The organism is Burkholderia sp. HI4860 (assembly GCF_002223045.2).
Taxonomy (GTDB): domain Bacteria; phylum Pseudomonadota; class Gammaproteobacteria; order Burkholderiales; family Burkholderiaceae; genus Burkholderia.
On sequence record NZ_NKFO02000001.1, the window covers coordinates 1,436,504 to 1,456,997 of the forward strand.

General features: G+C 67.9%; 21 protein-coding genes. 8 read left to right on the plus strand and 13 right to left on the minus strand.

The genetic code is table 11. The features are described from left to right. Positions 1-83 precede the first annotated feature (83 nt). The 5 genes from CFB34_RS06435 to CFB34_RS06455 form a co-directional block, all read right to left on the minus strand. Positions 84-722 carry an aldolase gene (locus CFB34_RS06435; protein WP_089441703.1) on the minus strand — a complete coding sequence of 213 codons (639 nt, stop codon included), beginning with the start codon at positions 720-722 and terminating at the stop codon, positions 84-86. After that, positions 719-2,017 carry a 3-oxo-tetronate kinase gene (gene otnK / locus CFB34_RS06440; protein WP_089441704.1) on the minus strand — a complete coding sequence of 433 codons (1,299 nt, stop codon included), beginning with the start codon at positions 2,015-2,017 and terminating at the stop codon, positions 719-721. Before otnK ends, CFB34_RS06435 begins: the two co-directional genes overlap by 4 nt. Before the next feature lie 19 nt (positions 2,018-2,036). Continuing rightward, positions 2,037-2,927, minus strand: coding sequence for an L-threonate dehydrogenase (gene ltnD / locus CFB34_RS06445; protein ID WP_089441705.1), 891 nt, complete (start codon positions 2,925-2,927; stop codon positions 2,037-2,039). A 49-nt stretch (positions 2,928-2,976) separates the two neighbouring features. Beyond that, a complete protein-coding gene (locus CFB34_RS06450) occupies positions 2,977-3,681 on the minus strand; it encodes a FadR/GntR family transcriptional regulator (RefSeq protein ID WP_011354089.1) in 705 nt (234 codons plus the stop codon). Between the two features lie 188 nt (positions 3,682-3,869). Beyond that, complete coding sequence (locus CFB34_RS06455) at positions 3,870-4,937, minus strand: GlxA family transcriptional regulator (protein ID WP_089441798.1); 1,068 nt, start codon at positions 4,935-4,937, stop codon at positions 3,870-3,872. Between the two features lie 289 nt (positions 4,938-5,226). On the opposite strand from CFB34_RS06455, the gene CFB34_RS06460 reads away from it, so the two are divergent. The 7 genes from CFB34_RS06460 (at position 5,227) to CFB34_RS06490 (ending at position 12,780) form a co-directional block, all read left to right on the plus strand. Further along, positions 5,227-6,612, plus strand: a complete 1,386-nt coding sequence (locus tag CFB34_RS06460; protein WP_089441706.1) for an L-serine ammonia-lyase — start codon at positions 5,227-5,229, stop codon at positions 6,610-6,612. A gap of 16 nt (positions 6,613-6,628) precedes the next feature. Next, on the plus strand, positions 6,629-7,873 hold the full coding sequence (locus CFB34_RS06465; protein ID WP_006480591.1) for a sarcosine oxidase subunit beta family protein: 1,245 nt from the start codon (positions 6,629-6,631) through the stop codon (positions 7,871-7,873). Positions 7,874-7,895: 22 nt separating this feature from the next. Further along, a complete protein-coding gene (locus tag CFB34_RS06470; RefSeq protein ID WP_089441707.1) occupies positions 7,896-8,195 on the plus strand; it encodes a sarcosine oxidase subunit delta in 300 nt (99 codons plus the stop codon). Next, entirely contained in the window at positions 8,192-11,203 is a 3,012-nt protein-coding gene (locus tag CFB34_RS06475; RefSeq protein WP_089441708.1) for a sarcosine oxidase subunit alpha family protein, read from the plus strand. The genes CFB34_RS06470 and CFB34_RS06475 overlap by 4 nt, the downstream gene beginning before the upstream one ends. Next, complete coding sequence (locus CFB34_RS06480) at positions 11,193-11,825, plus strand: sarcosine oxidase subunit gamma (protein ID WP_089441709.1); 633 nt, start codon at positions 11,193-11,195, stop codon at positions 11,823-11,825. The genes CFB34_RS06475 and CFB34_RS06480 overlap by 11 nt, the downstream gene beginning before the upstream one ends. Beyond that, positions 11,822-12,262 carry a dihydroneopterin aldolase gene (locus tag CFB34_RS06485; protein WP_039346594.1) on the plus strand — a complete coding sequence of 147 codons (441 nt, stop codon included), beginning with the start codon at positions 11,822-11,824 and terminating at the stop codon, positions 12,260-12,262. Before CFB34_RS06480 ends, CFB34_RS06485 begins: the two co-directional genes overlap by 4 nt. A gap of 194 nt (positions 12,263-12,456) precedes the next feature. Beyond that, on the plus strand, positions 12,457-12,780 hold the full coding sequence (locus tag CFB34_RS06490; RefSeq protein ID WP_089441710.1) for a helix-turn-helix domain-containing protein: 324 nt from the start codon (positions 12,457-12,459) through the stop codon (positions 12,778-12,780). Between the two features lie 26 nt (positions 12,781-12,806). Here the strand turns inward: CFB34_RS06490 and CFB34_RS06495 are convergent, their stop codons facing one another. Continuing rightward, entirely contained in the window at positions 12,807-13,880 is a 1,074-nt protein-coding gene (locus tag CFB34_RS06495; RefSeq protein WP_089441711.1) for an alkene reductase, read from the minus strand. Positions 13,881-14,052: 172 nt separating this feature from the next. Here CFB34_RS06495 and CFB34_RS06500 point away from each other — a divergent pair, with 172 nt between their 5' ends. Next, positions 14,053-14,928: a LysR family transcriptional regulator gene (locus CFB34_RS06500; protein WP_089441712.1), complete on the plus strand. Its 876-nt coding sequence runs from the start codon at positions 14,053-14,055 to the stop codon at positions 14,926-14,928. Positions 14,929-14,950: 22 nt separating this feature from the next. Here the strand turns inward: CFB34_RS06500 and CFB34_RS06505 are convergent, their stop codons facing one another. The 7 genes from CFB34_RS06505 to CFB34_RS06535 all read right to left on the minus strand — a co-directional run bounded on the left by CFB34_RS06505 (position 14,951) and on the right by CFB34_RS06535 (position 20,439). Then, positions 14,951-15,349, minus strand: a complete 399-nt coding sequence (locus CFB34_RS06505; protein WP_089441713.1) for a lysozyme inhibitor LprI family protein — start codon at positions 15,347-15,349, stop codon at positions 14,951-14,953. Between the two features lie 22 nt (positions 15,350-15,371). Continuing rightward, positions 15,372-16,055 (minus strand): lytic transglycosylase domain-containing protein, encoded by a 684-nt coding sequence (locus CFB34_RS06510; protein ID WP_089441714.1) that lies wholly within the window; start codon positions 16,053-16,055, stop codon positions 15,372-15,374. A gap of 158 nt (positions 16,056-16,213) precedes the next feature. Beyond that, entirely contained in the window at positions 16,214-16,609 is a 396-nt protein-coding gene (gene arr / locus CFB34_RS06515; protein WP_089441715.1) for an NAD(+)--rifampin ADP-ribosyltransferase, read from the minus strand. A 32-nt stretch (positions 16,610-16,641) separates the two neighbouring features. After that, complete coding sequence (locus CFB34_RS06520; protein WP_089441716.1) at positions 16,642-17,409, minus strand: ABC transporter permease; 768 nt, start codon at positions 17,407-17,409, stop codon at positions 16,642-16,644. After that, positions 17,406-18,344 (minus strand): ABC transporter ATP-binding protein, encoded by a 939-nt coding sequence (locus tag CFB34_RS06525; RefSeq protein ID WP_089441717.1) that lies wholly within the window; start codon positions 18,342-18,344, stop codon positions 17,406-17,408. The genes CFB34_RS06520 and CFB34_RS06525 overlap by 4 nt, the downstream gene beginning before the upstream one ends. Then, a complete protein-coding gene (locus CFB34_RS06530; RefSeq protein ID WP_089441718.1) occupies positions 18,341-19,519 on the minus strand; it encodes an ABC transporter permease in 1,179 nt (392 codons plus the stop codon). Before CFB34_RS06530 ends, CFB34_RS06525 begins: the two co-directional genes overlap by 4 nt. Next, positions 19,516-20,439 (minus strand): ABC transporter substrate-binding protein, encoded by a 924-nt coding sequence (locus CFB34_RS06535; RefSeq protein WP_089441719.1) that lies wholly within the window; start codon positions 20,437-20,439, stop codon positions 19,516-19,518. The genes CFB34_RS06530 and CFB34_RS06535 overlap by 4 nt, the downstream gene beginning before the upstream one ends. Between the last annotated feature and the right edge of the window lie 55 nt (positions 20,440-20,494).

Here is a 20,494-nt window from a genome sequence, read left to right on the forward strand (position 1 = left end):
GGCGCGTACGTCGCCGGTCGTGTGTGTGCTGACGGAAGGGCCCGCGCACACGGCGGGCATGGGAATCGTTGCGTGGCGCGCCGCTACCAGCGCGCGCCGAAGCTCGCGCGTAGTTCGTCGAGCGCGGCGTCGTCGAGCGGCTCGGGTTTCGGGTGCGTCATCAGCCACAGCCGCGCCGTCTCCTCGAGCTCCTCGAGCGCATACGACGCGTGCGACACCGACGGTCCCCACATCACCGGGCCGAGGCGCTCGAGCAGCACGCCGCGCACCTGGTCGGCGAGCGCCGCGACTACGGCCGCGACGCCCGGATCGCCGGGGCGGCGGTAGCGGATCAGCGGAATGTGGCCGACCTTCATCACGTAGTACGGCGTGATCGGCGGCAGCACGTCGGTGTCGCGCCACACGCCCGCGAGCGTCAGCGCGACGAGATGCGTCGAATGCGTATGGACGACGCCGTTCGCTTCGGCGTTGCGCGCGTAGATGCCGCGATGCAGCGCGAGCGTCTTCGACGGCTTGCCGCCCGATACGGGCTGGCCGTCGAAGCCGACCTTCGCGATGTCGTTCGGGTCGAGCCGGCCGAGGCACGCATCGGTCGGCGTGATCAGCCAGCCGTCGGCGAGGCGCGCGCTGATGTTGCCGGCGCTGCCGACCGCGTGGCCGCGCGCATACAGGCTTGCTCCGACGACGCAGATCTCTTCGCGCAGTTTCGCTTCGTCGCTCATCGTGCGGCTCCGTCCAGCGCGCGCAGCGCCTTGTCGAAAAAGTCCGTGGCGCCGAAGTTGCCGGACTTCAGCGCGAGGCCGAGCGGCTGCGCGTCGATGGTGGCCGTCGCCGGCACGCCCGGATCGATCTGCGCGCCGATCTGCAGCGACTTCACGTCGAGCGCCTGCACGACCGCGCCGGACGTTTCGCCGCCGGCGACGACGAACTTGCGCACGCCGAGATCGCGCAGGCCGCGCGCGATCGCCGCGAGCGTGGCTTCGACGAGATGGCCGGCCGCATCGACGCCGAGCGCCTGCTGCACGGCCTTCACTTCGTCGGGCGTCGCGGTCGCATAGATCAGCACGGGCTGCGGCAGGTACGCGCGCGCGAACGCGAGCGCCTGGTCGACGACGGGTTCGCCGCGCGAGGCCGCGAGCGGATCGATGCGGAAGCTCGGCCGCGTGGCGCGCCATGCGGCGACCTGCGCGTTGGTGGCCTTCGACGCGCTGCCGGCGAGCACCGTCGAGAGCCCTTCGATGCGCGGCAACGACGCCGCGTTGTCGCGCTCGGGCAGTTGCTCCGCGCGACGGAAATTCGCGGGCAGGCCGAGCGCGATGCCCGAGCCGCCGGTGACGAGCGGCAGGCCCGCGCACGCTTCGCCGAGCACGTAGAGGTCGCGATCCGACAGCGCGTCGGCGATCGCGAAGCGCACGCCTTCCGCGCGCAGTTGCTCGATCCGCGTGCGCACAGCCGCCGCGCCCAGCGCGATCGTGTCGTAGCGGATCAGGCCGACCGGCGACTTCGTCTGCCGTTGCAGCACGCGGATGAGGTTCGCGTCCTTCATCGGCGTGAGCGGATGGTTCTCCATCCCCGATTCGTTCAGCAGCACATCGCCGACGAACAGGTGGCCGCGATAGATCGTGCGGCCGTTCTCGGGGAACGCCGGGCACGCGATCGTGAGGCCGCCGCCGGCCGCATCGAGCAGCGCATCGGCGACAGGCCCGATGTTGCCTGCGTCGGTCGAATCGAACGTCGAGCAGTACTTGAAGAAGAACTGCCGGCAGCCTTGCGCGCGCAGCCATTCGTACGCGGCGAGCGATTGCGCGACGGCGTCGGCGGCGGGGATCGTGCGCGACTTCAGCGCGACGACGATCGCGTCGGCATCGAGCGCGGTGTCTGCGGCGCCGTCGGCGGGCACGCCGATCGTCTGCACGGTGCGCATGCCGCTCTTCACGAGCATGTTCGCGAGATCGGTCGCGCCGGTGAAATCGTCGGCGATGCAGCCGAGCAGGGGGCGGGAAGCGGAAGCGGTCATGGCGGAAGCGTCGGTCGAATCAGCGGGCGGGCGGCAGCGTGATGCCGGGGAAAGTCTTGATCACGGCGGAATCGTCCTCGCCGCCGTGGCCGGCGCTCGACGCGCTCATGAACATCTGGTGCGCGGTGGCCGACAGCGGCAGCGGGAACTTGCTGCGGCGCGCGGTATCGAGCACGAGGCCGAGATCCTTCACGAAGATGTCGACGGCCGACAGCGGCGTGTAGTCGCCGTTCAGGATGTGCGGCACGCGGTTCTCGAACATCCACGAATTACCGGCGCTGTGCGTGATCACGTCGTACAGCGCATCGGCATCGACGCCTTCGCGCAGGCCGAGCGCCATCGCCTCGGCCGCTGCCGCGATGTGCACGCCGGCCAGCAGCTGGTTGATGATCTTCACTTTCGAGCCGATGCCGTGCGCGTCGCCGAGGCGATAGACCTTGCCGGCGATCGCCGCAAGCACGTCCTCGCAGCCCGCATAGGCGGCCGCCGGCCCCGACGTCATCATCGTCATCTCGCCGGAGGCCGCGCGCGCGGCGCCGCCGGATACCGGCGCATCGAGCATCTGCAGGCCGGCCGCCTCGATGCGTGCGCCGAGCGCGACCGCGAATTCGGGCGCGACGGTCGCGCTGGCGATCACGACGCCGCCCGGCTTCATCGCCGCGACCGCGCCGTGCGCGCCGAACAGCACCGTTTCGGTCTGCGCGGCATTGACGACGAGCGTGACGACGACGTCGCACTGCGCGCCGAGTTCGGCCGGCGTCGCACAGGCGATGCCGCCTTCGGCGGCGAACGCCTGCAGCACCGTGTCGCGCACGTCGCATGCGTGCACGCGCAGGCCGGCGCGCAGCAGCGAGCGGGCGACGCCGAGGCCCATCGCGCCGAGGCCGATGACTCCAACATTTCGTGACATGGTCAACCTTGATCGATTCGGGAAAGGGGCGGCGCGGCGGCCGCCGGGTTCAGCAGATGCCGGCTTCCGCGAGGCGGCGGGCGGCGTTGTACATGTGCGTGCGCGCCGCGTTGCGGGCGGCCATCGGGTCGCGCGCGCGGATCGCGTCGGCGATCGCCGCGTGTTCCTCGCGCACCTGGCGCGAGAAGTCCTCGCGCGTCGCTTCGTTGCGACGCGTGACCTTCACGCCGGCTTCGAGGTACTGGTTCAGGAACTGCAGCGTCTTCAGGAAATACGGGTTGCCGGTGACGGCCGCGATCGTGCGGTGGAACGCGACGTCTTCCGCGACGCCGTCGCGCCCTTCGGCCACCGCGTCGTCGATCTTGCGCAGCGCATCGTCGATGTCGGCCATGTCTTCATCGGTGTGGTTCAGCGCGGCCTCGGCCGCGACCTCGGCCTCGATCGCGCGGCGCACCGCGAGCAGGTGCGGCAGCGACGTGGCCTCGACCGCTTCCGCATAGTCGATCCGCAGCGGCCGGATCGCGCCGTGCTGGTTCACGTACACGCCGCTGCCCTGGCGCGGCTCGACCACGCCTTCGTTCTTCAGCCGCGAGATCGCCTCGCGAATCACCGTGCGACTCACGCCGAATTCCTGTGCGAGCACGGCCTCCGTCGGCAGCTTGCCGGTGGCGGAGAAACTGCCGACTTCGATCTGCTTGAGCAGTTGCTGCGCGACATGGTCGCTCATCGCGCGGGCGGGAATTTTCTCGAACATGGTGCTCTGGATTGTCAGGTTATGTGGTCATCATACAAATTTGAATGGACAGTAGCATCCGGGATAACCCTCGGTTAACGGAGCGCAACGTCGGTTAAATTGACTGGAACCGGTTCCAATTGAGCTGAAACCGATGCGTTCGAGTGTCGTGTCGCGATCGATTGGAAAAGGAGCGGGGCCCGTCGCCGTCAGTCGGCGATGTCCTCGACGGCGTCCGCCGCGATGGCCGCGCCGGCTTCCGCCACTTCCCCGCCACGCTCGCGATACGTCGCCGGCGGCACGCCGAACTGCTTGCGGAATTCGCGCCCGAGGTGCGACGCATCGGCGAATCCGCAGCTCGACGCGATATCGGCCACCGTGCGGTCGGAGCTCGTCAGCAGCCACGCGGCCGTGCGCAGCCGCACCTGCTTCGCGAACGCCTGCGGGCTCTTGCCCGTCTCCGCCTTGAACAGCCGCTCTAGTTGCCGCGTCGACAAATCGAGCTTGCTCGCGAGCTCGTCGAGCGACAGCGCACGCCCGACATGCTGTTCCATCAGGAGAATCGCGCGCTTGACCTTCGGGTGCGTCGCCGGCTCGAGGCCCGGCGGATGCGGCTGCGGCGCATTGCCTTTCTGCATCTCGCCGACCAGCAGGATGCGCAGCGCCTTCTGCACGGTCGCGTGATCGAAGTGGCGCAGCAGGATCGCGGCGGCGACGTCGATCGACGCGCGGCCGCCCGAGCAGGTGATGCGGCGCCGGTCGATCACGAACAGCCGGTCGGCGATCAGCAGGTCGGGATCGGCGGCCGGAAAGCGCTCGATGAAATCCCAGTAGTGGAACCAGCTCACGCAGGTGCGGTAGCCGTCGAGCACGCCGGCCCGCATCAGCGTGAACACGCCGGTGCAGATGCCGACGACCGTCGCGCCGCCGGCCGCCGCGCGGCGGATGAAGTCGAGTGTCTCGGGGCCGGCCTGCGGCCCCGAATGCAGCAGCCCGCCGACCACCACCACATAGTCGAACGGCTCGGCCGCGTCGAACGTTTCCCACGGCGTGATCTGGATCCCGCAGCTCGCGCGCACCGGCGCGAGGGTCTCGCCGATCACGCTCCACGCGCAGCGCACGGGCTTGCTGTAGTCGCCGTCGTCCGCCGACAGCCGCAGCATGTCGACGAAGCCCGAGAAGGCCGTCAGCGTGAAGTTCGGCAGCAGCACGATGCCGAAGCGGATACGCCGCGGCGCGGGTTCTGCGAGGGGGGAAGCGGGTACGTCGGTTGTCATCGCGGCCAATCTCTTCACGCCGGGCGGGCGGTCTCACTCAGTCTGTTGATACGGGGCATGCGGGTACGGCGGCCGGGCGGGGCGGATGCAGCCAGCGTCGCTGATCGGTTCCGGCACGACTTGTGGTTTTCCGTCGCGAACCATCGCCAAAACGCACTTTCGGGCCTGCCGGCGGGGCGCTTGGCGGCGGTATCCCACGCCGATGCCGTTTTTGTTCTATCGGCCGATTTTACGCTTTGATGTACTGGCGCCAACGTCATTTCACGTGTGTGCCACCCAGAGGAAGCCAATGAACGTCAGCGTCTTCGACCTGTTCAAGATCGGCATCGGCCCGTCCAGTTCGCATACGGTCGGCCCGATGATCGCCGCGTGCCGCTTCGCGTCGCACGTGGAGGACGCGAACCTGCTCGGTTTCGTGCGCCGCGTGCGGGTCGAACTATACGGCTCGCTCGGCGCGACCGGCAAGGGCCACGGCACCGACAAGGCCGTGCTGCTCGGTCTCGAGGGCCACCTGCCCGACACGATCGATCCGGACCTGATCGAGCCGCGGCTCGCCGCGATCCGCGCGGAGAAATCGCTGTCGCTGCTCGGCAAGCAGACCGTCCGCTTCGAGGAAAAGGAGCACATCGGCTTCTATCGCAAGCTGATGAGCGGCACGAGCATCGTGCACCCGAACGGGATGCGCTTCCAGGCCTTCGACGAGCACGGCCAGCTGCTCGTCGAGAAAGAGTATTACTCGGTCGGCGGCGGCTTCGTCGTGAACCGCGACGGCGATCGCGTGAACGGCGTGCGCGCGGCGGTCGAGGTGCCGTATCCGTTTCGCACCGGCGACGACCTGATGCGCCAGTGCCGCGAGCACGGGCTGTCGATCGCCGAGCTGATGATGCGCAACGAATGCGCGCTGCGTCCCGCCGACGAAGTGCGCGCCGGGTTGCTCGCGATCTGGCGCACGATGGCCGCCTGCGTCGAGCGCGGCTGCAAGGTCGAGGGCGACCTGCCGGGCCCGATGCGCGTGAAGCGCCGCGCGGCCGAGCTGAACAATCGCCTGCGCGCGCGTTCGGAAGAGTCGCTGCGCGACCCGCTGTCGATGCTCGACTGGGTCAACCTGTATGCGATGGCCGTCAACGAGGAGAACGCGGCGGGCGGCCGGGTCGTCACCGCGCCGACCAACGGCGCGGCCGGCGTGATTCCCGCGGTGCTGCACTACTACGTGAAGTTCGTGCCGGGCTCGAACGAAGCCGGCATCGTCGAATTCCTGATGACGGCCGCGGCGATCGGGATTATCTACAAGGAAACCGCGTCGATCTCCGGCGCGGAAGTCGGTTGCCAGGGCGAAGTGGGCGTCGCGTGCTCGATGGCCGCGGCCGCGCTCGCCGCGGTGATGGGCGGCACGGCGACCCAAGTCGAGAACGCCGCCGAGATCGGCATGGAGCACAACCTCGGGATGACCTGCGACCCGGTTGGCGGGCTCGTGCAGATCCCGTGCATCGAGCGCAACGCGATGGGCGCGATCAAGGCGCTGAACGCGTCGCGCATGGCGCTCAAGGGAAACGGCCAGCACTACGTGTCGCTCGATTCGGTCATCAAGACGATGCGCGAGACGGGCGCCGACATGAAGACGAAATACAAGGAAACGTCGCGCGGCGGTCTGGCCGTGAACGTCATCGAATGCTAAACGAAGGATCACTCACATGAGCCGCTACTCGATATTCAGCCTGTTCCGCAACGGCCTCTCGTATCACGAGAACTGGGAAAAGCAGTGGAAGAGCCCGGAACCGAAGAAGGAATACGACGTCGTGATCGTCGGCGGCGGCGGCCACGGCCTCGCGACCGCGTATTACCTCGCGAAAGAGCACGGGATCACGAACGTCGCGATCCTCGAGAAAGGCTGGATCGGCGGCGGCAACACCGCGCGCAACACGACGATCGTCCGCTCGAACTATCTGTGGGACGAATCGGCCGCGCTGTACGAGAAGGCGATGAAGCTGTGGGAAGGGCTGTCGCAGGACCTGAACTACAACGTGATGTTCAGCCAGCGCGGCGTGATGAACCTGGCGCACACGCTGCAGGACGTGCGTGACACCGAGCGCCGCGTGAACGCGAACCGGCTGAACGGCGTCGACGCCGAATTCCTGACGCCCGCGCAGATCAAGGAAATCGAGCCGACCATCAACCTGAACAGCCGCTACCCGGTGCTCGGCGCATCGATCCAGCGCCGCGCGGGCGTGGCGCGTCACGACGCGGTGGCCTGGGGCTTCGCACGCGGCGCGGATCGCGCCGGTGTCGACATCATCCAGAACTGCCAGGTGACGGGCATTCGCCGCGAAGGCGGCGCGGTGGTCGGCGTCGATACGGTGAAGGGCTTCATCAAGGCGAAGAAGGTCGCGGTGGTCGCGGCCGGCAACACGACGACGCTCGCCGACATGGCCGGCGTGCGCCTGCCGATCGAGAGCCACCCGCTGCAGGCGCTGGTGTCCGAGCCGATCAAGCCGGTCGTCAACTCGGTGATCATGTCGAACGCGGTGCACGCGTACATCAGCCAGTCCGACAAGGGCGACCTCGTGATCGGCGCCGGCATCGACCAGTACACGGGCTTTGGCCAGCGCGGCAGCTTCCACATCATCGAAAGCACGCTGCAGGCGATCGTCGAGATGTTCCCGGTGTTCTCGCGCGTGCGGATGAACCGCCAGTGGGGCGGCATCGTCGACGTGTCGCCGGACGCGTGCCCGATCATCACCAAGACCGACGTGAAGGGCCTCTATTTCAACTGCGGCTGGGGTACCGGCGGCTTCAAGGCGACGCCCGGCTCGGGCTGGGTGTTCGCGCACACGATCGCCCGCGACGAACCGCATCCGCTGAACGCGCCGTTCGCGCTCGACCGTTTCTACACGGGCCACCTGATCGACGAGCACGGCGCCGCCGCCGTCGCGCACTGACCACGCATACGAGGAGAAAAACATGTTGCTGATCGAATGTCCGTGGTGCGGGCCGCGCGCCGAATCCGAGTTCTCGTGCGGCGGTGAAGCCGACATCGTGCGCCCCGTGAACAACGAGAACATGACCGACCGCGAATGGGGCGAGTACGTGTTCATGCGCGAGAACAAGCGCGGGCTGCACAAGGAGCAGTGGCTGCACACGCAGGGCTGCCGCCGCTGGTTCAAGGCCACGCGCGACACGGTGACCTACGATATCAAGGGCTACGAAAGGTTCGGTGGCGAAGCTGCCGGCAACGCACACGAAGAGGGCACGAGCAAATGAGCCAGAAAGACCGCCTCGGCACCGGTGGCCGCATCAATCGCGCGATTCCGTTGACCTTCACGTTCAACGGCCGCACGTATCAGGGCTTCCAGGGCGACACGCTCGCGTCCGCGCTGCTCGCGAACGGCGTGCACTTCGTCGCGCGCAGCTTCAAGTACCACCGTCCGCGCGGGATCGTGACGGCCGACGTCGCGGAACCGAATGCCGTCGTGCAGCTCGAATCGGGCCCGTACACGGTGCCGAACGCACGCGCGACCGAGATCGAGCTGTACCAGGGGCTGGTCGCAACGAGCGTGAACGCGGAGCCGTCGCTCGAGAACGACAAGTACGCGATCAACCAGAAGCTGTCGCGCTTCCTGCCGGCCGGCTTCTATTACAAGACCTTCATGTGGCCGCGCAACATGTGGCCGAAGTACGAAGAGAAGATCCGTGAAGCGGCCGGCCTCGGCAAGGCGCCGGAAGCGCTCGACGCCGATCGCTACGACAAGTGCTACGCGCACTGCGACGTGCTCGTGGTCGGCGGTGGCCCGTCGGGCCTTGCGGCCGCGCATGCGGCGGCGACGGCCGGCGCGCGCGTGATCCTCGTCGACGACCAGCGCGAGCTCGGCGGCAGCCTGCTGTCGTGCCGCGCCGAGATCGACGCGAAGCCCGCGCTGCAATGGGTCGAGAAGATCGAGGCCGAGCTGCGCAAGCTGCCCGACGTGACGATCCTGTCGCGCAGCACCGCGTTCGGCTACCAGGACCACAACCTCGTGACGGTCACGCAGCGTCTGACCGATCACCTGCCGGTGTCGATGCGCAAGGGCACGCGCGAACTGCTGTGGAAGGTCCGCGCGAAGCGCGTGATCCTCGCGACCGGCGCGCACGAGCGTCCGATCGTGTTCGGCAACAACGACCTGCCGGGCGTGATGCTCGCCGGTGCGGTGTCCACCTACGTGCATCGCTTCGGCGTGCTGCCGGGCCGCAACGCGGTCGTGTTCACGAACAACGATCGCGCGTACCAGACCGCGCTCGACCTGAAGGCGTGCGGCGCGAAGGTGACGGTCGTCGATTCGCGCGCATCGTCGAACGGCGCGCTGCCGGCCGCCGCGAAGCGGCAGGGCGTGACGGTGATGAGCGGCGCGGTCGTGACGGGCGCATCGGGCAAGTGGCGCGTATCGTCGGTCGACGTCGCGTCCTACTCGAACGGCCAGACCGGCGGCAAGCTGCAGACGCTGCCGTGCGACCTCGTCGCGATGTCGGGTGGCTTCAGCCCGGTGCTGCACCTGTTCGCGCAGTCGGGCGGCAAGGCCTGCTGGAACGACGAGAAGGCGTGCTTCCTGCCGGGCAAGCCCGTGCAGGCGGAAGCGAGCATCGGTGCCGCGGCCGGCGAATTCGGCCTGGCCCGTGCGCTGCGACTCGCGGTCGATGCGGGCGTGGAAGCCGCGAAGGCAGCGGGTTTCACCGCCGAGCAGCGCGCGGTCGCGCCGCAGGTTGCGGAAACCGTCGAAGGCGCACTGCAGCCGCTGTGGCTGGTCGGCAGCCGTGAAGCCGCGGCACGCGGGCCGAAGCAGTTCGTCGACTTCCAGAACGACGTGTCGGCCGCGGACATCCTGCTGGCCGCACGCGAAGGCTTCGAGTCGGTCGAGCACGTGAAGCGCTACACGGCGATGGGCTTCGGCACCGACCAGGGCAAGCTCGGCAACATCAACGGGATGGCGATCCTCGCGGGGGCGCTCGGCAAGACGATTCCGGAAACGGGCACGACGACGTTCCGCCCGAACTACACGCCGGTGTCGTTCGGCACGTTCGCGGGCCGCGAGCTCGGCGATTTCCTCGACCCGATCCGCAAGACCTGCGTGCACGAGTGGCACGTCGAGCACGGCGCGCTGTTCGAGGACGTCGGCAACTGGAAGCGGCCGTGGTACTTCCCGAAGAACGGCGAGGATCTCCATGCGGCCGTGAAGCGCGAATGCCTCGCGGTGCGCAACAGCGTCGGCATCCTCGACGCGTCGACGCTCGGCAAGATCGACATCCAGGGCCCGGACGCGGTGAAGCTGCTGAACTGGATGTACACGAACCCGTGGAACAAGCTCGAAGTGGGCAAGTGCCGCTACGGGCTGATGCTCGACGAAAACGGGATGGTGTTCGACGACGGCGTGACGGTGCGCCTCGCCGACCAGCATTTCATGATGACGACCACGACGGGCGGCGCGGCGCGCGTGCTCACGTGGCTCGAGCGCTGGCTGCAGACCGAATGGCCCGACATGAAGGTGCGGCTGTCGTCGGTCACCGATCACTGGGCGACGTTCGCGGTGGTCGGCCCCAAGAGCCGCAAGGTCGTGCAGAAGGTGTGCCAGGACATCGATTTCGGCAACGAGGCGTTCCCGTTCATGAGCTACCGGAACGGCACGGTTGCAGGCGCGAAGGCGCGCGTGATGCGGATCAGCTTCTCGGGCGAGCTCGCGTATGAAGTGAACGTGCCGGCGAATGCGGGCCGCGCGGTGTGGGAAGCGCTGATGGCGGCCGGTGCCGAGTTCGACATCACGCCGTACGGCACCGAGACGATGCACGTGCTGCGTGCGGAGAAGGGCTACATCATCGTCGGCCAGGATACCGACGGCTCGATCACGCCGTACGACCTCGGGATGGGCGGGCTCGTCGCGAAGTCGAAGGACTTCCTCGGCAAGCGTTCGCTTGCGCGCTCGGACACCGCGAAGGAAGGCCGCAAGCAGTTCGTCGGCCTGCTGACCGAGGACGAGCAGTTCGTGCTGCCGGAAGGCGCGCAGATCATCGCGAAGGACACGCAGGTGTCGGCGGTCGATCCGACGCCGATGCTCGGCCACGTGACGTCGAGTTACTACAGCCCGATCCTGAAGCGCTCGATCGCGCTCGCGGTGGTGAAGGGCGGCCTGAACAAGATGGGCGAGAGCGTCGTGATTCCGCTGGCCAACGGCCGCCGCATCACCGCGAAGATCTCGAGCCCGGTTTTCTACGATACCGAAGGGGTGCGCCAGCATGTGGAATGAAACCAGAAACCAGACGCAGGTGGCGGGCGCGGGCGGCGTGACGCTTGAATCGCCGTTCGTCGGCGCGGCCGACGTGCTGAAGCCGCACCAGGCGCGCGCCTCGAAGAAGTTCACGCTGCGCGAGCGGCCGTTCCTCGATCTCGTCAACGTGCGCGGCGAATTGAGCGATCCGGCGTTCGTGAGCGCGTTCGAGCGCGTGGTCGGCTGCCGGCCGCCCGCGGCGCCGAACACGGTCGCGCGCGGCGCCGAGTACGACGTGCTGTGGCTCGGCCCCGACGAGTGGCTCGTGCGCTCGAACGGGCCCGTGCCGGCCGGCGTGCTCGAAGCGAAGCTCGCGGAAGCCGTGCAGGGCACGTATGCGGCGGCCGTCGATGTCGGCAGCGGCTATACGGTCGTCGAGCTCAGCGGCGAACGCGTGCGCGACGTGCTCGCACGCGGCTGTCCGCTCGATCTCCATCCGCGCGCGTTCAAGCCGGGCCAGTGCGCGCAGTCGCATTACTTCAAGTCGTCGATCGTGCTGATTCCGACCGGTGACGATGCGTTCGAGATCGTCGTGCGCCGCAGCTTCGCCGACTACTTCGTGCGCATCATGCTCGACGCGGCCGCGCCGCTCGCATCATGAAGCCGTTCGACGAACCGTTCGTGGCGATCGACGCGCCGCGCCTGCGCGGGCGCGGCTGGAGCGTGTTCGTCGACGAACTGAAGGTGCCCGCGCGGATCGGCATTCATGCGCACGAGCATGAAGCGCCGCAGCCGATCGTGATCGATGCGCGGCTCGGCTACCGGTGCGAGCCGAGCGAGCAGGGCGAGTGGATCGATTACGACGGCTATTGCGCGCGCCTTGCGGCGTTCCTGTCGCACAAGCCGCATACGCGGCTGCTCGAGACGCTCGTCGCCGATATCGCGGTGCTGTCGTTCCGCGAGTGGCCGGCGCTGGAGTCGCTGACGCTGTCGGTGTACAAGCCGAAAATCCGGCCCGGCACGAAGCGGGTTGGCGTGTCGCTCGACTGGACGCGCGGGGATTATTTGCGGTGGACGGGGGCGGTGGGGCAGTTTTGACGCAGGAGAGGCGGCCGATGAGTGCGTCGAAACGATGCCGGTCGGCCGCCGGCCGTGGCACTTGTTGGTCTTTATAGTTCCTGAAATATGCGAACAATTCGCCGTCGCTGACGTTCAAGCCTTTAATTCCGATATTCTCGTAACAATGCCGTCGATGCCGTTCGTCGGCGTTTTGTTCCTGGTATCCCGGAATTATGGCCCGCACCTTACCCCGCCCCATTGCATCACCCGACCCGCTCGCGCAGGATCTCGCGGCGCTGGGTGCGCTCGTCCGCAACCGGCGGGCGCAGAACCGGATGCGGATCGACGACGCAACCGACATGCTCGGCGTCTCCAAGGACGTGCTGTCGCGGCTCGAAAACGGCCGGGCGGTGGGCCTCGACAAGTTGTTCAAGGTGCTCGACGGTCTGGGACTCAATTTGCTCGTCGTACCGAAGCGCGAAGTGCCCGTCGCACGCAAGGCATTGCATGAACTTGCCGAGCCGACTGTGCCGGCGGAGTCGCGGGAGGGCGCGTGACGTTGCGATCACCCTGAGCCGATACATCAAGCCGCAGCCGCCCCATCCAGCGCCGGATAGTCGACATACCCGCGCGCATCGCCGCCGAAGAACGTTTCGCGCCGCGCATCGTTCATCGGTGCGCCGGTCTTCACCCGCGTCACGAAATCCGGATTCGCCAGCACCATCTGCCCGTACGCTTCGAGATCGGCCAGCCCCGACGTCACGTCGGTGCCGATCGCGTCGCGCGTGCGGCCCGGACGATTCAGGATCAGCGTGCCGCTCCAGCGCGCGCGCAGGTCGGCCAGCAGCGCTTCGTTGCCCTGATGCATCACGTGCAGGTAGGCGAGGCCGAGACGGTCGAGCTCCGTCGCGAGATGGCGATACAGGTCCGGCCCTTCCGCTCCTTCGTCGAGGCCGCCCAGCGTATTGCCGGGCGATACGCGGATGGCCGTGCGATCCGCGCCGATCTCGTCGGCGATCGCCGTGGCGACCTCGATCGCGAAGCGCGCGCGGTTCTCGATCGAGCCGCCGTACGTGTCGGTGCGCGTGTTGGCATTCGGCGCGAAGAACTGCTGGATCAGGTAGCCGTTCGCGCCGTGGATCTCGACGCCGTCCGCGCCCGCCTCGATCGCGCGGCGCGCGGCGAGGCGGAAGTCGTTCACGGTCGCGCGCACTTCCTCGGTCGTCAACGCACGCGGCACGGGGATGTCCTGCATGCCCTTCATCGTGAACATCGGCGCATTCGGCGCGACCGCCGACGGTGCCACGCCTTGCCGGTGATGCGGCGTATTGTCGGGATGCGACATGCGCCCGACGTGCATCAACTGGATGAACAACCGGCCGCCGCGTGCATGCACGCGGTCGCTGATCGCCTTCCAGCCGGCGACGTGCGCGTCGGTATGGATGCCGGGCGTCGTCAGGTAGCCTTGCCCGTCGTCCGACGGCTGCGTGCCTTCGCTGACGATCAGGCCGAGGCTCGATCGCTGCGCGTAATACTCGGCGGCCCATTCGCCGGGCGTGCCGTCGGCGGCGGCGCGGCTGCGGGTCATCGGCGCCATGACCAGGCGGTTTTCCAGCGTATATCGGCCCACGCGGACCGGGGTGAACAGTTGGCTCATGATGCGTCAGCTCCTCGAGAGTCGGGACGGCGGCACCGGGTCGGTGCGGCCTCTGGCGCCGGCCGCGCACGGGTGTGCCGACCTCGCCTCCACACGCCCATCATCCATTGCTTCCTTTTCGGGATAAACCGGGTAATCTGGATAGAATTGATCCATTGATGGAGCAGTTGGCATGGAACTACTGAACGACATGGCGCTGTTCGTCGAAGTCGTGAAAGCGAAGGGTTTTCGCAGTGCGGCCGAGACGCTGGGGATGCCGAACTCGACGCTGTCGCGGCGCATCAGCGCGCTGGAGAAGGCGATCGGGCTGCGGCTGCTGCATCGCACGACGCGCCGGATCGAGCTGACCGAGGCCGGCCAGCTCTACTTCGAGCGCTGCAAGCGCATCGTCGACGAGGCGCGGCTCGCGCACGAGCAGCTCGGCGGGTTGCTGGCGGAGCCGACCGGCGTGCTGCGGGCGTCGTTTCCGGTCGATTTCGCGGTGACCTACCTGGCGCCGCTGATCGTCGAGTTCTCGACGCGTTACCCGAAACTGACATTCGATTTCGAGCTGACGTCGCGGCGGGTCGATCTGGTGAGCGAACCGTTCGACGTGGCGATCCGCTTGGGCGAATCCGAAGATTCTCAACTGATCGCGCGGCGGCTGGCCACGCTCGGGAACTACCTGTATGCGTCGCCCGGCTATCTCGTGCGCGAGGGTGAGCCGCGCACGCCGGACGACCTGGCGCGGCACGCGTGCCTCAGCCTGGCGAGGACCGGCACGTGGACGCTGCACGACGGCACGCACACCGTCGCGGTACCGGTGAGCAGCCGTTTCGCGGGAAACAGCGTCGGCATGCTGCGGCGCCTGGCCACGCTCGATGCGGGCATCATCGTGCTGTCCGAAGCGATCGTCGCGGATGACCTGGCCGCCGGCCGGCTGCGCCGCGTGATGCCCGCATGGGAGGGCGAGCCGATTCCGGTCTACGCGATGACGGAAACGCGGCTGCTGCCCGCGAAGACGCAGCATTTCATCGAGTTTTTGCGGGAGCGTTTCGCGCAGGCGTGACGGGCGGGTAGCCGTTCGTCGTTCAGTTCTGCGCCGGTGGCGGTGCGTCCAGCTGCGCTTCCCATTTCTTCAGGATGCGCACGCGTGCCTGGCTGAAATCGACCCAGCAGTTCATCCGCGCGTCTTCCGGGATCATCTGCTGCGGATGGGCGGCTTTCACGTAGTCGCAGGTGTCGTCGGCGAAGCGGGTCCAGCTTGCCTGCGACTTCGCGAGTGCGCTGGCGGCATCGGGGTTGCGCTGCTTGAGCTTGTGCTCGAGCGACCGGTATGCGCGCTCGACGGCCTGATTATTCTGATCCAGGATGCAGACCCGCACGTTGTCCATCGTCGGGCCGTGTTTCTCGCAATCGACGGCGGCGAACGCAGCGATGTGGCCGGTCGCCAGCGCGGCGACGGCAAGGAAGCGGGTGGCGTGGCGCATGCGCGTCGAACGAAGGGGGAGACTAGTTGCCGCGGGCCGACGTCGGGCTCGTCTTTTCGCTGACCGGCACCATGCGGGCCTTCGCATCGTTCGCGGGATTCGAGGGATTCGCGGCTTTCGCATCGTCGTCGGGTTCAAGCACGAAGCGGAACGAATCGACGCGCTGCATCACCTTCGCCGCATACGCGTTCGAACCGCCGCTGTAGCTCCTCAGTCCGGCCCGCACGTCGCCACCGGCCGCCCTCACGTAGCCCGACAGGATCGCGGAGCCGACCTCGACGTTCGCGTTCGGGTCGGTCAGGTCCTTCACGTTGCGCACCAGGCCGCGGTGCGCGGTCGGCACGACCTGCATCAGCCCGGTCGCGCCATGCTGGCCGCGCGCCTTTTCCTGGAAGCGCGATTCGATCGAAATAATGGCGTAAACGAGTGCGGGAGGCAGCGAATATTTCGTCGCAGTGACGCTCACGATATCGGCGAGCTTCGCGGCCCGTTCCTTCGCGACGCCGAATTTCTTCGTCAGGTAGGACGTGATGCGGCGGTTTGCTTCGTTCGGCTGATCGTTGGCGTCGGCGAGCGGCGCGGATGCGACGGACGGCGCCGATGCGGCTGCTTCCGGCGCGGACGCAGGCAGTGCGGGCGCTTGCTGCGCCGACGCCTGTTGCGCGATGCCGAGCGAAAGCACGATCAGCCAGAGAAACCGTCGCATGGTGGAGTGCGGGGAATGGGAAGGCGCCTAGTATATCGGCCAATCGCGGCCGGTGGTCGAGTGCCGGTTCGAATGAAAGCGGCATGTAGGCTTGTGTCGTGGCGAGTCGATCGAGGCGCCGATCGTTGCACGGACACGCATCGGAGTCCGGACGAACGCTAGTTGATGATCTCGCCGGTGCCGGTTTCGATGCGGATTCTGAGCTGCTGGATGAACGCCGGATCGTAGGGTTCCCAGCGCTCGAGTTCGCCGACGATCTTCAGAGGCGATGTGCTCCGGTACGATCGCGTCGGATTGCCCGGGAATTTCTTGTCCGTGACGTTCGGGTCGTTTTCGAATTCGCCGGTGGGTTCGACGATGTAGACTCGCGGCCGGCCGTCGCCTTTGGCCATTTCCGCCGCCAGGCCGGCGCCTTTGGGCAACGCCGTGAAGTAGATGTGATTCATCACGACGTCATCGCGATAATTCGATCGGAAGCCTGCCGTCAGCAAGTCGCCGATCCGCAAATCCGCTTTCGTGCCATGAAAAAACGGGCCGGTGTCCGAAACGGTCATGGTTTCTCCTTCCAAGAATCGCGCAACGGCTTCTACGCGCGCCGTGCGGCCGCCACCCGTGCAATCGCGCTGATCGCATCGCTGACGAGCACCGCGAGCAGCCCGACGATCACGCCGCCCTGCAGCACGAACGCGGTGTTCGACGTCTGCAGCCCTGCGATGATCACGTCGCCGAGCCCGCGCGCGGCGACCGTCGAGCCGATCGTCGCGGTGCCGAGATTGATCACGACCGCGAGCCGCACGCCGTTGATGATCACCGGAAACGCGAGCGGCAGCTCGACCGACACCAGTTGCTGCCAGCCGCTCATCCCCATCCCGCGCGCGGCGTCGACGACGTCGCGCGGCACGTCCTCGAGCCCCGCGATCGTGCTTTCGAACACGGGCAGCAGGCCATACAACACGAGCGCGATCAGCACGGGCTTCAGGCCGAAGCCGACGGCCGGCACCGCGAGCGCGAGCACCGCGACGGGCGGGAAGGTCTGGCCGATGTCGACGACGCTGCGCGCGACCGGCAGGAAATCCGCGCCCCACGGCCGCGTGACCGCGATGCCGGCCGCGACCGCGACGATCGTGCCGATCACGCTCGACAACGCGACCGTGCCGAGATGCGCGAGCGTGAGGTCGAGCAGGCTCGCGCGATCGTAGATCACCGGCGCGCCGTTGTCCGCGAACGGCGCGAACAAGCCTTGTAGCCAGGCGGGTCGCAACAGCAGTACGAGCAGCAGCGCGAGCGCGGCCGCGCGTGCGAGGTAGGCGGGAAGGGCCGACCGCCCGGGCCGCGTGCTGCCGCGCGTCGTCATGCGGGCTTCCTTGCGTGCCCGCGGATCGCATCGAGCGTGATGCGGCGCGTGGTGCGGCCGTCGCCATCTTCCACCGGAAGCACATCGACACCGCGCCACAGCAGCTCCGACACTGCGTCGCGCAGCGTGCGCGTCGCGGCGATCGGTTCGCCATCGGCATGACCGGGTTCGGCCACCGCATCGATGGGCGTCAGCGCGAGCAGGCGCAGCGGCCGGTCGACGCCGGCGACCAACTGTTCGACGACGCCGGCTGCCGGCTTGCCGAGAATCTCGGCAGGCGTTGCGACCTGCAGCAGCCGGCCGCCGTCCATCACCGCGATCGTGTCGCCGAGCTTCAGCGCTTCCTCGATGTCGTGCGTGACGATCACGACGGTGATGCCGAGGCGGCGCTGCAATGCAAACAGGTCGTCCTGAGCCTTGTTGCGGATGATCGGATCGAGCGCGCCGAACGGCTCGTCCATCAGCAGCATCGCGGGCTCGGCCGCGAGCGCGCGCGCCACGCCGACGCGCTGTTGCTGGCCGCCCGACAGTTCATGCGGCAGCTTGTCCGCGAACTCGGCCGGCGGGAGATGGAACAGGTCGAGCAATTCGTTCACGCGCGCGTCGATGCGATCGGCCGACCAGCCGAGCAGGCGCGGCACGGTCGCGATGTTGCGCGCGACGCTCCAGTGCGGAAACAGCCCATGCCCCTGGATCGCATAGCCGATGCCGCGACGAAGCTGCTCGGGCGCAACGGTGGCCGTATCGACGCCGTCGATGCGGATCGTGCCGCTGGTGGGCGCGATCAGCCGGTTGATCATGCGCAGCAGCGTCGACTTGCCGCTGCCCGATGCGCCGACGAGCGCGGTGATCGTGCCGCGCTTCATCGTCAGCGAAACATCGTCGACGGCGACGATATCGCCGAAGCGTTTGCCCGCACGTTCGATCTCGATCATCCTGCACGCCCCTTCGCGAGCGTGGTCGCGGCTTCGAATATGACGGCCGCCACCAGCGCGAGCGCGATCGTCGGGATCGCGCCGAGCAGCACGAGATCGGCGGCCGATTGCCCGATCCCCTGGAAGATGAAGGTGCCGAAGCCGCCGCCGCCGATCAGCGCGGCGACCGCGGTCAGCCCGATGTTCTGCACGAGCACGATGCGCACGCCGCTCAGGATCACCGGCAGCGCGAGCACGAGATCGACGCGCAGCAGCCGCTGCGCACGCGTCATACCCATCGCGCGCGCCGCTTCGGTCACGTGCGGCGGCACCTGGCCGAGCCCGACCACGACGCTCGACGCGATCGGCAGCAGCGAATACAGGAACAGCGCGAGTACGGCCGGCGCCACGCCGATGCCGCGGATGCCGAGCGCGGCCGCGAGCGGCACGTGTGCGGCGAGCAAGCCGAGCGGCGCCATCATCAGCCCGTACATCGCGATGCTGGGGATCGTCTGCACGATATTGAGCACGGGCATCGCGACGGTGCGCACCGCCGCGATGCGCGCGCAGGCGATGCCGAGCGGCACGCCCGCGACGAGCGCGGCGGCCACCGAGCCACCGGTGAGCGACACGTGCCGGATCGCCTCGATCCAGAAGTCGTCGCTGCGCACCGCGTATTCGCGCATCACCGAGAGGCCGTCCCACCAGCCGCTCGCGAGCGGTACCGAAATCGCTGCTATCGCGACGACGAGTGCGGCGAGACGCCGCCAGGGGCCGAACGCGAGCCGTGCGAGCGCATCCGCGACGAGCACGGCCCACGCGAACAGCAGCAGCCAGACGCCGGAGGAGGGCGATACGCGGGCGAGCGTGTCGTCAGGCGCGACGAGGTGCGTCGCGGCCGCGCCGACCGCGTACGCGAGCGTGGCAAGCCACGCGCAGCCGGCCATCAGGCGCCACGCGGGGCGGCTGGCCGTCATTGCCCACAGCGCGCCGACGATCCACAGCGCGGCGAGCCCGGCGCCCTGCAGGGCAGGCAGCGCGGCGAACACCGACAGGTCGGTGCCGGCCGCGATGCGGTTCGGCCGCAGCACCGCGAACGGCAGGCCGAGCACGGCGACGATCGTCAGGACCCCGATCAGGATGCCGACCTTGTCCGCCGTGATGCGCCGCGCGGACGCCGCCGCGCGACCCGTCATTTAACGAAGCCCTTCGCTTTCAGGTAGCTTTTCGCGACGCCGGCGGCCGGTTCGCCGTTGATCTGGATGCGCGCGTTCAGCGTCTGCAGCGTCTTCAGGTCGAGGCTCGCGAACACGGGCTTCAGGTAGTCGGCGATTTGCGGATGCGCTTTCAGCACGGCTTCGCGGATCACCGGTGCGGGCGCGTAGACGGGCTGCACGTGCTTGTCGTCGTCGAGCACCGCGAGGCCGCTCGACGCGATGCCGCCGTCGGTGCCGTAGACCATCGCCGCATTCACGCCGTCGGTCTGGTTCGCGGCGGCCTTGATGGTTGCGGCCGTATCGCCGCCGGACAGCACGACGAGTTGGTCGGGTTTCAGCTTGAAGCCGTACGCCTTCTCGAACGACGGCAGCGCCGACGCGCTGTTCACGAATTCGGCCGACGCCGCGAGCTTCACCTTGCCGCCGCCGGCCACCCACTTGCCGAAATCGGAGAAGGTCTTCAGGTGCTGCGACTGCGCGACCGGTGCGAGCACGGCGACGCCCCACGTGTTGTTCGCAGGCGCCGGGGTGAGCCAGACGAGATGGTTCGCCGCGTAGTCGAGTTGCTTCGCGGTGTCGTAGCCCTGGCTCGCGTTCTTCCACAGCGGATCGTCCGCCTTGTTGAAGAAGAACGCGGCATTGCCGGTGTATTCGGGGTAGACGTCGATCTCGCCGCTCGTGAGCGCCTTGCGCACGATCGGCGTGGTGCCGAGCGCGATCTTTTCGGTGACGGGAATGCCGTGGGCCTTCAGCACCTGCGCGATGAGGTTGCCGAGCAGGTTGCCTTCGGTGTCGATCTTCGACGACACCACGACGGGCGTGTCGGCATGCGCGCCGGGCGCGACGATGGCGGCGGCGAACGCGAGGCCCAGGATCCGGGCGGGCAGGGCGAGCTTCATACGGGCCAATCTCCAGGACGGGGGCGTACGCCGAAAGTTACTTGACTGAGCCGGC

Excerpts from the sequence above, each read along its gene's own strand:
- CFB34_RS06485 (WP_039346594.1), top strand. The coding sequence starts at position 11,822 with ATGAAGCCGTTCGACGAACCGTTCGTGGCGATCGACGCGCCGCGCCTG.
- CFB34_RS06530 (WP_089441718.1), bottom strand. The coding sequence starts at position 19,519 with ATGACGGGTCGCGCGGCGGCGTCCGCGCGGCGCATCACGGCGGACAAG.
- CFB34_RS06510 (WP_089441714.1), bottom strand. The coding sequence starts at position 16,055 with ATGCGACGGTTTCTCTGGCTGATCGTGCTTTCGCTCGGCATCGCGCAA.
- CFB34_RS06450 (WP_011354089.1), bottom strand. The coding sequence starts at position 3,681 with ATGTTCGAGAAAATTCCCGCCCGCGCGATGAGCGACCATGTCGCGCAG.
- CFB34_RS06490 (WP_089441710.1), top strand. The coding sequence starts at position 12,457 with ATGGCCCGCACCTTACCCCGCCCCATTGCATCACCCGACCCGCTCGCG.
- CFB34_RS06535 (WP_089441719.1), bottom strand. The coding sequence starts at position 20,439 with ATGAAGCTCGCCCTGCCCGCCCGGATCCTGGGCCTCGCGTTCGCCGCC.
- CFB34_RS06495 (WP_089441711.1), bottom strand. The coding sequence starts at position 13,880 with ATGAGCCAACTGTTCACCCCGGTCCGCGTGGGCCGATATACGCTGGAA.
- otnK (WP_089441704.1), bottom strand. The coding sequence starts at position 2,017 with ATGACCGCTTCCGCTTCCCGCCCCCTGCTCGGCTGCATCGCCGACGAT.
- CFB34_RS06460 (WP_089441706.1), top strand. The coding sequence starts at position 5,227 with ATGAACGTCAGCGTCTTCGACCTGTTCAAGATCGGCATCGGCCCGTCC.
- CFB34_RS06470 (WP_089441707.1), top strand. The coding sequence starts at position 7,896 with ATGTTGCTGATCGAATGTCCGTGGTGCGGGCCGCGCGCCGAATCCGAG.
- CFB34_RS06475 (WP_089441708.1), top strand. The coding sequence starts at position 8,192 with ATGAGCCAGAAAGACCGCCTCGGCACCGGTGGCCGCATCAATCGCGCG.
- CFB34_RS06480 (WP_089441709.1), top strand. The coding sequence starts at position 11,193 with ATGTGGAATGAAACCAGAAACCAGACGCAGGTGGCGGGCGCGGGCGGC.
- CFB34_RS06505 (WP_089441713.1), bottom strand. The coding sequence starts at position 15,349 with ATGCGCCACGCCACCCGCTTCCTTGCCGTCGCCGCGCTGGCGACCGGC.
- CFB34_RS06525 (WP_089441717.1), bottom strand. The coding sequence starts at position 18,344 with ATGATCGAGATCGAACGTGCGGGCAAACGCTTCGGCGATATCGTCGCC.
- CFB34_RS06500 (WP_089441712.1), top strand. The coding sequence starts at position 14,053 with ATGGAACTACTGAACGACATGGCGCTGTTCGTCGAAGTCGTGAAAGCG.
- arr (WP_089441715.1), bottom strand. The coding sequence starts at position 16,609 with ATGACCGTTTCGGACACCGGCCCGTTTTTTCATGGCACGAAAGCGGAT.
- ltnD (WP_089441705.1), bottom strand. The coding sequence starts at position 2,927 with ATGTCACGAAATGTTGGAGTCATCGGCCTCGGCGCGATGGGCCTCGGC.
- CFB34_RS06455 (WP_089441798.1), bottom strand. The coding sequence starts at position 4,937 with ATGACAACCGACGTACCCGCTTCCCCCCTCGCAGAACCCGCGCCGCGG.
- CFB34_RS06520 (WP_089441716.1), bottom strand. The coding sequence starts at position 17,409 with ATGACGACGCGCGGCAGCACGCGGCCCGGGCGGTCGGCCCTTCCCGCC.
- CFB34_RS06435 (WP_089441703.1), bottom strand. The coding sequence starts at position 722 with ATGAGCGACGAAGCGAAACTGCGCGAAGAGATCTGCGTCGTCGGAGCA.
- CFB34_RS06465 (WP_006480591.1), top strand. The coding sequence starts at position 6,629 with ATGAGCCGCTACTCGATATTCAGCCTGTTCCGCAACGGCCTCTCGTAT.